At 39.6% G+C, this 11,235-nt stretch carries 7 protein-coding genes and 1 pseudogene; 3 read left to right on the top strand and 5 right to left on the bottom strand.

Annotated features, from left to right (window positions below; all coding sequences use genetic code 11):
• Positions 1-2,863 (bottom strand): annotated as a pseudogene (locus ACTHJT_RS10985) (gliding motility-associated C-terminal domain-containing protein); the annotation flags it as partial.
• A 125-nt stretch (positions 2,864-2,988) separates the two neighbouring features.
• Positions 2,989-4,587, bottom strand: a complete 1,599-nt coding sequence (locus tag ACTHJT_RS10980) for a hypothetical protein (RefSeq protein WP_440238074.1) — start codon at positions 4,585-4,587, stop codon at positions 2,989-2,991.
• A gap of 142 nt (positions 4,588-4,729) precedes the next feature.
• Here ACTHJT_RS10980 and ACTHJT_RS10975 point away from each other — a divergent pair, with 142 nt between their 5' ends.
• Positions 4,730-5,776 carry a PorP/SprF family type IX secretion system membrane protein gene (locus tag ACTHJT_RS10975; RefSeq protein ID WP_440238072.1) on the top strand — a complete coding sequence of 349 codons (1,047 nt, stop codon included), beginning with the start codon at positions 4,730-4,732 and terminating at the stop codon, positions 5,774-5,776.
• A gap of 101 nt (positions 5,777-5,877) precedes the next feature.
• Here the strand turns inward: ACTHJT_RS10975 and ACTHJT_RS10970 are convergent, their stop codons facing one another.
• The gene (locus ACTHJT_RS10970; RefSeq protein ID WP_440238070.1) at positions 5,878-6,156 is read right to left on the bottom strand and encodes a hypothetical protein; all 279 of its coding nucleotides are present in this window, start codon (positions 6,154-6,156) and stop codon (positions 5,878-5,880) included.
• Positions 6,157-6,220: 64 nt separating this feature from the next.
• Between ACTHJT_RS10970 and ACTHJT_RS10965 the strand changes: the two genes are divergently transcribed.
• Positions 6,221-8,140: an OmpA family protein gene (locus ACTHJT_RS10965; protein WP_440238068.1), complete on the top strand. Its 1,920-nt coding sequence runs from the start codon at positions 6,221-6,223 to the stop codon at positions 8,138-8,140.
• A 115-nt stretch (positions 8,141-8,255) separates the two neighbouring features.
• Here ACTHJT_RS10965 and ACTHJT_RS10960 read toward each other — a convergent pair whose 3' ends face one another.
• Both ACTHJT_RS10960 and purB read right to left on the bottom strand, forming a co-directional pair.
• The gene (locus ACTHJT_RS10960) at positions 8,256-9,026 is read right to left on the bottom strand and encodes a class I SAM-dependent methyltransferase (protein WP_440238066.1); all 771 of its coding nucleotides are present in this window, start codon (positions 9,024-9,026) and stop codon (positions 8,256-8,258) included.
• A gap of 5 nt (positions 9,027-9,031) precedes the next feature.
• Positions 9,032-10,381 carry an adenylosuccinate lyase gene (gene purB / locus ACTHJT_RS10955; RefSeq protein WP_440238064.1) on the bottom strand — a complete coding sequence of 450 codons (1,350 nt, stop codon included), beginning with the start codon at positions 10,379-10,381 and terminating at the stop codon, positions 9,032-9,034.
• Positions 10,382-10,522: 141 nt separating this feature from the next.
• Between purB and ACTHJT_RS10950 the strand changes: the two genes are divergently transcribed.
• Positions 10,523-11,235, top strand: a 713-nt coding sequence (locus ACTHJT_RS10950; RefSeq protein WP_440238062.1) for an FAD-binding oxidoreductase, incomplete at its 3' end; no start/stop codon positions are given.

Genomic DNA, 11,235 nt, shown 5'->3' with positions numbered 1-11,235 from the left:
AAATCGGAGAACCTGCATCAATAGTAGGAGCCGGGTTAAACAGAACAATTATTGTATCTGTTACCGGCGGACATTTACCGCCGGTTGTTTTGGCTACGATACCTGTGAAGCCTGTGGTGATCTCAACTGCAGAAGGTGTATAGCTAACCGGGCTGGTGGTGGTGGTGGGAACAAATGAACCGCCGCTGCCGATCCAGCTGCGGCCGGTTGCCCCGGGTACAGCAGCTGATAAATTGATGACAGGGTTGTTGTCACAGACTGATGCCGGACCGGTAATATCAATGGTAGGCGCTGCAATGAATGAGATTTTCATCTGATCGGTTGCGGCAATACAGGTTCCGTTACCGGTAGTGGTTAAGGTAAGTGTTACACTTGAACCGGCAAGTTCAGCAGCACTTGGTTTGTAGTTGGCATTTAATGTATTGGCATTCGGAGTGAATTTACCTGTACCGCCAGACCATGTTCCCCCGGTTGCATTGGTAATAACGCCGGCCAGATTGAATGAGTCGTTTCTGCAGATGGTTGTATCCAGACCGGCATAAGCGGTAGGTGAAGGATTGATGGTAACATCTACATTTGAAGTTACCGAGTTACAGCCCGCCTTACTTGCTGTTAAGGTTAAGGTAACTGTTTTAGGGCCGCCAGTTTTTTCAGTTGCAGAAGGGTTATAAGTAGTGGAAGTACTTCCAGGTGTCGTAAATGTACCTGTACCGCCAGACCATGCTACGCCCGTTTGATTGGTCGCAGTACCTACTAAAGCTGCTGCCGGATTATTGGCACAGACCGTTACCGGTGAACCCGCACTTACTGTTGGAGCTTTAAAATAAGTATGTGTAACCTGCGCTGTAGCTGCCGGACACAAGCCATTGCCCGTAGTTGTAATTGTTAAAGTAACCGAACCTGCAGCGATCTCTGCGGCAGTAGGTGTATAGGTAGCATTCTTGGTTGTATTATTTGGTACATATGTACCGCCACCGCCAGACCATATGATACCTGTGGCAACAGTAAAGTTACCGTTCAGGGTTAATGTAGAATTATTTGCACAGGCAGATTGCGCCGGTCCTGCAGTTACGGTAGGTCCGCCCATAAAAGTAATTTTCATGGAGTCATTAACAGCCGGACAAGCACCGTTGCCTGTAGATGTTAAATATATATAGATAGAAGGTTTCGCTAGATCAGCAGCAGAAGGATTGAAAGTAGTTGTAAGAGAAGCCGGGTTTGCAAATGTACCCGTAACCCCTGGTTTTACACTCCATGTAGCGCCCGTCGCACCTGTTACAGCACCGGACAAGGAAATCGGGCCGGCATTTGTACAGCTTGAAATATCATTTGTTGATCCGGTTCCAGGCACATTGGTATTTGCATCAACACTGATACTTCCTGGTACATTATAATTCGCACTAACATTGATGTAATTAGCGTACCACCAGGTATTGATGGTTCTATTATTCCCCCAGTCAGTTGTGGTTGGATTACTGGAAGGAGGCATAGCACCTGCCGTTACTGAACCAAAGCCGTGGCAACCAGTTGTCGGTGTTGGTATACCGGTTGTACAACCAGATAAGTTGCTTGTACCACCAGGAATTCCCGTATCATCCCAGAATAACAATGGAGGCGGTCCTGCCGGACGAACAAGCGAAACAATATATCCGTAAGGGTGGTTTTCAACGTCAAATAACGGTAAATGGGTGATACCGTTGAAGTAATCCAATCGCATATCCAATACAGAACCAGGCGTAACCAGATTACCAAGTCCATCGCGGCTATCCCATGGAATGCAATTAGAACCAACAGCTAATGTGTATTTAATAAGTACATCCGATGTTCCAAATTGATATCCGGGTACACCATTGAAATTTAATAAGAGTTCTGCCCCCCCGGCTTTATCAACAACCACGTTTATACATCGGTTATTTACATCGCATCCGGTAACGGTAATATTATTCTTATTTAATACATCACCAAAAATCCCCGTGCTGTAACAGCTATTGTCGGGGTCATGTAAGAATATCTTATATTGAGCGTATGTGGCGTTAACAGAAACCGATCGCCTGTCTACAGCAGTATTACCCGTATTCGTAACACCCGTAGGGTTACAGGCAATTGTAAAACCAAAAGGTCTGATTCTATTAAAGTTCAAGCCAGTAACAATCCCGTCATCAGAATATACATACATCGTTGCAATGAATGGATTGTTTGCCGCGTTTACGTTAATGTCCCATGTTTGAGAAAACAAACGTCCTGGGATTCTGTTTCCATTCGGGGCATCTGTAACTGTTAAGTCAAAATAACGAAGACGTGTTTTAGTCCTTTGTTGGGTTGCGATATTTGCAGCAGTTGCTACAGGAATAACTCCGCCTGGTGCAGCCGGATTACCTAGTGTTGGAGCTCCGGCATTACTTTTCCGATAGAATTCAATATAAAAATCACCTGCTTCTGCAGGTGTGAATGTTAATGGGGTATAACCACCGGCACCGCCCACAATATTGGAAGGGCCGGCCTTTGCTTGTGCCCAGGAAGATATTGAGCCAGCACCTGCATTTGTAACCTGCTGCCAGCCTGTACCTGCTACTGGGAAAACTACTGTACCGCTCGGGGAGATAATTCTATACCAAAGAGTAGCCGGAGCAACTAGATCCCCTGCGTCATATGCCATTCCGAAATACACTTCTTCAGGATTACATATAGTAAAATATAATCGTTTTGTGGACGGACAACCGTATGTAAATGAGTTTCTATTTACATCGTTGTTATCCCAAATCTGAAGTACCCCCTGGTTATCTGAAGCTAATGTTGGAGTCAACTCAGCAGTACCTTCAGCATAAGCGGGAATATAAAGTATTGAAAACAGAGCAATTGTCATTGCTCTTAAAGTTAATTTGGGATGTTTTAGGAGTTTAGTATATATATTTTCCATAAGTACATAGTACTAGTTTGAGAACTATTACGTAAAAACTAAAAATTATGTTGTTTTATATAGGGAATGTTTTATTTCGTGACTTCCGGGCACAAATTAATATTGGATTCAAGCTCTTGATAGCCATTTAATTCCTTGGTAGTAATAAAATCGTCGCAGACCTTATAATTTTCTGATTGGATTGAAATCCGGTATTTACCTCCTTCGGGTAAAGCCATAATATACTTTCCGGTTACTTTATTGGAATTATAAATACCTACAATTGAGTTGTCTTCTGTATTGATAACTTCAATGCGTGCACTTACCGGATCTTTGGATAATGAGTCCTGAATAATACCAACAATTACCAATACATCCTGCACTTTCGTTTCTTCAATGCTGGCAACATAGATGTCTTTATCTCCAAAACCTTCAGGACGGATGGATGCAAAATAAATCCTTTTGCCATCAGCTGATAAGGTAAAATGAATATCATCATGTGCTGAGTTTAACGGATAACCAACGTTAACAGGCTTTTGCCATGAAATGCTGGAATCAGATAAAGATCTGCTATAAAACATATCAAAGCCACCCATTGAGTTGTGACCGTTTGAACTGAAGTATAACGTTTTACCGTCCGGGTGAAGGAAGGGAGAATCTTCATCATACTTAGAGTTAATCGAATCTCCTAAATTAATTGGTCTTGCCCATTCTCCGTTAGATAGTTTTTTTGATATGTAAAGATCCAGACCACCATAACCTCCCGGTCTGTTGCTGCTGAATAAAATGTAGCTGCCGTCTTTTGTTAAACATGCAGAAGGCTCATAGAATTTTGAATTGATTTCACCCCTTAATTCTTCAGCCTCGGTCCAAACATCACCATCTAATTTCGAAGACAGAAAATTGTCATCTTTGTCATATCTGTATATAAGAAGTTCCTGTCCGTCGGGTGTAAGAGAAACGCTGGCATCATGTCCTTTCGTGTTAATGGCAGGTCCCATATTTCTAGCTTTAAGCCAAACAGAATCTTTTTTTGATGCTATATATACATCTTCGAAATATTGGCCGTCTTCAGTATCAATTAGTCCGCCTGTAGTTTCGGGTCTGCATGAAGTGAAAATGATTTCGTTTTCATCAAGCGTCAGGATTGGAGCGTATTCCGGGTAGTTGCTATTTATTGACGGACCTAAATTTTCAATATCAATAGTAATAGGTTTTAAAATAAGCTTTTTACCGTTCTCGCACATTTCAAGCTCGCGATATATGTCGCGGATCATTAATGCATATTTTGATTTTGATTTATACAGATGTGATAAGCAAAGTTCATACTCAACAATGGCGTCATCAAAGCGGTTCGATAAATGATATGCCCGGCCCAGATAATAGTGAAGGGTAGGAGGATAAAGATTAGGTTTTTGTTTACATTTCTCCAGGTATACAAGCGCATTTTCCTGGTCGGCAGTTGTATTTATATAACTCACTCCAATTGGAAATATATATTTGGGGGAGTTCGGATATAAGCTATCTAAGGTTAAATATAAAGGTAATGCGTGGTAGTAGTCTTTGTTCTTAAAAGCATACTGCGCATTTGTTTCAATTTCAACTCTGGATAGAGTTGTTTGAGAAAAAACTTGTTGAGAATTAAAGAAAGTTATACTGGTTAAAAGTATAAACAGGGATATTTTTTTCATCGAAACCATTTTTCAATAATATTGACTTTATACAAATTAACAGAAACTCTCTATACAAAAAAACTATTGTCAATAAAATTCGTATTGGGAAATACGGACATTATTTACGTATATTTGATCATATCATCCTAAATAAATATTCATGTTTAGTTCAATTTGCTTACGCATATTCCTAATCACACTAGCCATTATATGCTTTTTTAAGTATAATGTTACTAGTGCTCAAGATATTCAATTTACCCAATTTTATTCTGTTCCAATGTTTCATAACCCTGCTTTTGCAGGAAGTGTCCATGCTCCAAGAGGTACTGTGCTTACAAGATTACAATGGTTAGGCCTGGATGCAAACTATAAAACCTATTATGTTTCCGGTGATACATATCTTGATAAGTATAAAAGTGGCTTAGGGTTTCAGATTGTACGTGATGTCCAGGGCTCGAATATTTACGCTTCAACTCAATTTTCCCTGCTATATTCATACGAAATACCTGTTTCCAAGAAATTTACAGCCCGTTTAGGTCTCCAGGCCACAGGCGTTCAACGAACACTTGATTATAATGGATTGAGATATCCAAGTCAATTCAGAGATTCAACAGGCTACATTGGGGGCGGTAATTATCAGACCGGTGTTAAAAGCCAGCTTTACCCGGATTTTTCTGCCGGTACAGTAATTTATTCAGACCGTATATGGGGAGGTTTTTCTGTTCAACATTTAAATACACCTGAACAATCTTTTGCTGGAGCTGCTAAGGATCCATTGGCCATGAACTTTCAAGTGACAGGGGGATATAAAATACCAATTGCTCAACGTAAATATTTAGCTTATACGGAAGACAAAAGTGAAATAAGCATTACCCCTACATTCCATTATAAATCACAAGGGAAGGCAGATCAGCTGGATATTGGTTTATATGGTATGTATAACCAGTTAATGGCAGGGGTTTGGTATCGCGGTATTCCAATCAAACATTATGCTCCTAAGATCAACAACCGTGAATCTGTTGTTTTCCTGATCGGATGGGTTTATAAAACATGGAATTTCGGCTACAGCTATGATTTAACAATCTCGAAACTTACTGCAGCAGGGCCGGGAGGTTCTCATGAATTCAGTATAACATATATTCATAAGCCTGTTAAAAAACATAAACCAATGAGAAGGCTGCCTTGTCCAAGCTTCTATAAACATTAATTATTTAACAATTGTTAAATATGTATAATAAAAAACTCCCGTCACGATAACTATCGGACGGGAGTTTTTTATTATGGGTGAACCAGAAAGAAGATATAATCTTAGTGAAAATAAAACTTAAATTCGCCGCTCGGCTTTTTAGAGTTTTTACTGTTTTTACTTTTTTCTTCAGCAGCTTTATTAAGCTGTTGACGATTTTTCTCCGCACTCTTCTGGTTGGCAGCTTTATTTTTCTGGTTTTCGTTTACAATCTTATTTGCCTGGTTAGCATTAAATCCTTTTTGCTTGGATTTCTCCTGCTTACTCATGTAATACTGCTTCTTTCCCAAACAAGAGAATAAAGATGTCAACACAAGTAGAGTAATTAATAACCTTTTCATGAACTATTCGTTTTGTAACTGTACGTAAAATAGCATAATTAGTTTTTCTTTAGCAATTAAAGGTATGCATAAGTATTTTATTATTTCCATCGCGCTGCTATTTCTGAATGGAACTCTTTGCGCTCAGAATATTCCTAAAGAAGCAAGAAATTATCTGGAAGAAGCCAAACTTTATTATGACCAGGCAGATTATGTAAAATCGCTCGAACAGTATCAGGCATCGTATAAGTTTGCCCCAAATGATCCTGGAATAAATTATTCGATCGCCTTGTGTTACATCAACACTTACAGTTACGATAGTGCATTGAAGTATTTGCTGGCAGCCAGGGGTACAATTAAAGATCCTATGTTTGATTATTACCTGGGGATAGCTTACCATGCAAACAGCAGGATACCTGAAGCGATCAGCAGCCTGCAGACATTCCGTTCAACGCTTCGTGCATCTGATAAGGAACTGCTGGCTCAAACCGACAAATATTTGACATACTGTACAAATGCACAGAACTTAATGGCGAAGCCGGTTAAAATGACAATCTCAAATCTGGGTAGTGCAGTGAACTCTAAATATCCCGATTACAATCCTGCCATCAGTGTAGATGAATCTACTATTATATATACTTCCAGAAGAGCTAACTCAACAGGTGGTTTGATTTCTGAAATGGATGGCCATTATTTTGAAGACATATATATGTCGAATAAAAATTCGGATAACACCTGGGGGAACAGTATTCAAATTGACCAGACGATAAATACTGCAAGTCATGATGCCTGTGTTGGACTTTCTTCTGAAGGGCAAACCATGATTGTTTATAAAGCAGATGGTGGCGGTGATTTGTATTACAGCACACTATCAGGGACTACCTGGAACAAACCTGTTTCTTTTGGGAAATCCATTAATACAGATGCCTGGGAAGCATGCGGCAATTTCTCTGCCGACGGAAACTACCTGTTTTTCGTTTCAAACAAAAAAGGTGGGTATGGCGGTACAGATATTTACTGGTCAAAAAAGAATGCAGATGGAACCTGGGGATTACCTGTGAATATGGGCCCTGGTATCAATACCAGAGAAGATGAGTTTTCTCCATATCTGCATGCCGATAATAAAACATTTTATTTCAGTTCTCAGGCGCATACATCCATGGGCGGCTTTGATATCTTTCATGCAACGATCGATTTGTCGGTGTCACCAATTGCGGTAAAATCAATGCCGGAAAATCTGGGTTATCCGATTAATACCGTAGGAGATGAGATCTACTTTGTTTGGTCGGCCGATAATAAGCGCGCCTACTTTTCATCTGCGAGGGAAGGCGGATTAGGTGATAAGGATCTTTACATGCTCGAACGCCCGGAAGCAAAGGCAGCATTGGTTTTGTTAAAAGGAACAATATCCGATTGCAAGACAAAAGAATTTATTCAGGCGAACATTAATGTGACCGATATTGAATCCGGTAAATCATTGGGGAAATATGCATCGAACAGTTCTACTGGTAAGTACATTGTAACGTTGCCTGCAGGTAAAAATTATGCAATCAATGTTGAAGCAAAAGGTTACTTATTTTACTCGAAGAACATTGATATTCCAAAGCTGGAAAACTACAAAGAGATCGATGATGTAATTTGTCTGGATAAAATTGATATCGGAACAACGATTGTTTTAAATAACGTATTCTTTGATGTAAATAAAGCCACGTTGCGTAAAGAATCTGAAACAGAGCTGGACAAGCTTTTCGATATTTTAAGTAAAAATCCAAAAATAAAAATTGAAGTAGCCGGACATACGGATAGTGATGGAGACCCGCAGGCGAACCGGACGTTGTCTGACGCGAGAGCCCATGCAGTTAAGGATTACCTGATTGCTAAAGGAATTTCAGCAGATAGAATCATTTATACCCGCCATGGTGAAGATAAACCGGTCGCGCCAAATGATACACCGGAGAATAAACAATTAAACAGAAGAACTGAAATTAAAATTCTGGAAAATTAATTGTAGTGTAAAGTTTAGTATAAAGTATAATCGTTTCTCAATTACAACTTCAGTCATAAAAAAACAGCAGCTTATAAAAGCTGCTGTTTTTTTATGACTAGAATTCAGATTCTGCTTACTTCGCTTTTTCGCAAAAATAAATTACTTCATTCCCTGGCAGACAATATCTCTTGATCAGATCAGGAGATATTTCTTTTACATACATACTTTCTGTAACTAAAAATCCGGAAGTGCGGATTCTGTCGCCGTAATCCAACCCGTATGTACGCATGTGGTCATCCTGACCGTGTACACGTTCTCTTTCTGCAGGATCTGTAATTGTGGGGTCTTCAAACGTTACCTGTCTTGTCGGATCAATCGGGCTTTGCAGGATAGCCCAGCCACCTGGCTTTAATACGCGCAGCATTTCCTGCATCGCTTTGATGTCGTTATCCACGTGTTCTAAAACGTGGTTGCAGAATACAACATCAAATGTGTTGGCTTCAAACGGAATAGCATGCACATCCATTTTAACTTTTGCCAAAGGAGATTCAATATCTGCCGTGATGTAATCCAGGTTCGGTAGCTTTTCAAAGCGATCAATAAAGCAGTGTTCGGGTGCTATGTGCAACAGCTTAATGTTGGCGGTAAAGAAATCTGTTTTGTTTTTCAAAAACAACCACATTAATCTGTGCCTCTCTAAAGAAAGGCATTCCGGACATAAGGCATTTTCTCTGCTTACAATACGTCCGTAAGGCAGCATTTTTGAAAACGTGCTATTACACACAGGGCACTCTACAGTATTACCACGATAGATAAGCTTCATAGCCTTCATTGCTACCGGACTTACAATCTGCAGATACTTGCGCGGAACCTTGCGGATAGCGAAACGAATAATCTCTTTCATTCAAATTAAAATTGAATACCTGTATAATTATGAGGACTTAGTTTTCTAAGTTCTACTTTAATTTCTTCAGAAACATTCAAACCATGGATAAATGTTTGAAGCGTATCTTTTGTGATTTTTCCGCCGTTGCGGGTAAGGTCTTTTAATGCTTCGTACGGATTCGGATAATTCTCTCGGCGAAGAATTGTTTGTATCGCTTCTGCAATAACTGCCCAGTTGTCTTCCAGGTCAGCATTGATGGCTTCAACATTCAATTCCAGTTTTGATAAACCTTTCTGCAACGATTTCAATGCAATGAGAAAGTGTCCCAATGGCACGCCAATATTACGAAGCACTGTTGAGTCCGTAAGGTCCCTCTGTAATCTTGATATCGGAAGTTTTGTAGAGAAGTGTTCAAAGAGAGCAATTGCAACACCTAAGTTCCCTTCGCTGTTTTCAAAATCAATCGGGTTAACTTTATGCGGCATCGCAGAAGAACCAACTTCATCTTTTTTAACTTTCTGTTTGAAATAGTTCATGGAAACATATTGCCACACATCACGATCAAAATCAATAAGGATGGTTGAGATGCGTTTCAATGAATCAAACAAGGCAGCTAAGTTATCGTAATGTTCAATCTGTGTCGTATATTGATTTCTGGATAAGCCAAGCGTTGTATTGACAAAATTATTGCCGAACTCTATCCAGTTAATATCCGGATAGGCAACGTTGTGCGCATTGAAGTTCCCGGTGGCGCCGCCAAATTTTGCACTGTATGGAACCTGGTGCAACAGACTGATCTGGTTGATCAAACGTTCAACAAATACCATGAATTCTTTACCTAAACGGGTAGGAGATGCCGGTTGTCCGTGGGTTTTAGCCAGCATAGGAATTGTTTCCCAACTTTTTGCCAAAGCTTCTATCTGCTTGATGGATGCTGATAATTCAGGATAGATGCAATTGTTCAGAACATCTTTCAGCAACAATGGAATGGAAGTATTATTAATATCCTGCGACGTTAATCCGAAGTGTATAAACTCAAGATAATTTCCAAGGTCATACTTCTTTAATTTTTCCTTGATAAAATATTCAACAGCCTTAACATCGTGGTTGGTAACCTTCTCAATGTCTTTGATACGCTGCGCGTCTTCCAGACTAAATTCCAGATAAATAGCACGGAGATCTGCATAAATGGATTTGTCGAAATCCTTTAGTTGCGGCAGAGGTTTTTCGCACAAGGCAATAAAGTATTCAATCTCGATTTTAACACGATAGTGAATTAATCCAAATTCAGAAAGGTAAGGAGCTAATGATGCAACCTGATTTCTATATCTGCCATCAATCGGACTGATGGCTGTTAATGCCTGTAATTCCATTTTGTTTGCTTTAGGAAACATCAAATATACCAAAAAATACCTTAAAATAAGTCTAATCCTGCGCTTTATCCTGCCTAAAGTTTATGCACATTTTCTCCTTAAAAAAAGGAAAATAGTATATTCGTAAAATTATTACCGTTTATGAGTACGAGCAACCAACTATTCATTGAAGAAAAAATTAACGAAACAGCAGATTCCGTTACCTTGGTTTTAAAACCCCATGATTTAATAAAGAATTATAAATCAGGACAGTTTATAACATTATTATTGAACATAGGAGGCGAAAAAGTAAGACGTTCTTATTCATTTTCGTCTTCTCCTGCAGTAGATGCAAAACCCAGCATTACCATAAAAAAAATTCAGGATGGTAAAGCATCTTCATACTTATTCAATACACTAAAGGCAGGAGATACGATCGAGTTTCAGCAGCCCGCAGGATTGTTCACATTAGATAAAGCTTCCTCCGAAAACCTTGTATTCATAGGGGCAGGCAGCGGTATCACACCATTGATCAGTATGATTAAAACTGCTTTAGCAAAGAAAAGCTACAAGAAAATCTGCCTGATCTATTCAAACCGCAATGAAGACGCTGTGATCTTCAAAAGTAAATTGGAAGAGCTGAAAGCTGTCTATTCAAACTTTGAAGTTTTTTACACCTACAGCCAGCCGCATAACAGCGCTTTACCCAAAGGACGTTTGAATCAAAGTCAGTTCATAAAAATCATTGAAGGAATAAAAGACTTGCCGGTTTCACAAGCTGATTACTTTCTGTGCGGGCCGGACGGCATGCTGGAAGAAGTAAAACACGGCCTTGAAATTTTGCAGGTAACTCCGTCAAAAATTCACAAAGAAAG

The sequence above is a fragment of the Cytophaga sp. genome, assembly GCF_051961495.1.
Taxonomy (GTDB): domain Bacteria; phylum Bacteroidota; class Bacteroidia; order Cytophagales; family Cytophagaceae; genus Cytophaga.
This window is presented reverse-complemented; position numbering and strand designations above follow the sequence as displayed.

Excerpts from the sequence above, each read along its gene's own strand:
- ACTHJT_RS10970 (WP_440238070.1), bottom strand. The coding sequence starts at position 6,156 with ATGAAAAGGTTATTAATTACTCTACTTGTGTTGACATCTTTATTCTCT.
- purB (WP_440238064.1), bottom strand. The coding sequence starts at position 10,381 with ATGGAATTACAGGCATTAACAGCCATCAGTCCGATTGATGGCAGATAT.
- ACTHJT_RS10980 (WP_440238074.1), bottom strand. The coding sequence starts at position 4,587 with ATGAAAAAAATATCCCTGTTTATACTTTTAACCAGTATAACTTTCTTT.
- ACTHJT_RS10965 (WP_440238068.1), top strand. The coding sequence starts at position 6,221 with ATGCATAAGTATTTTATTATTTCCATCGCGCTGCTATTTCTGAATGGA.
- ACTHJT_RS10975 (WP_440238072.1), top strand. The coding sequence starts at position 4,730 with ATGTTTAGTTCAATTTGCTTACGCATATTCCTAATCACACTAGCCATT.
- ACTHJT_RS10960 (WP_440238066.1), bottom strand. The coding sequence starts at position 9,026 with ATGAAAGAGATTATTCGTTTCGCTATCCGCAAGGTTCCGCGCAAGTAT.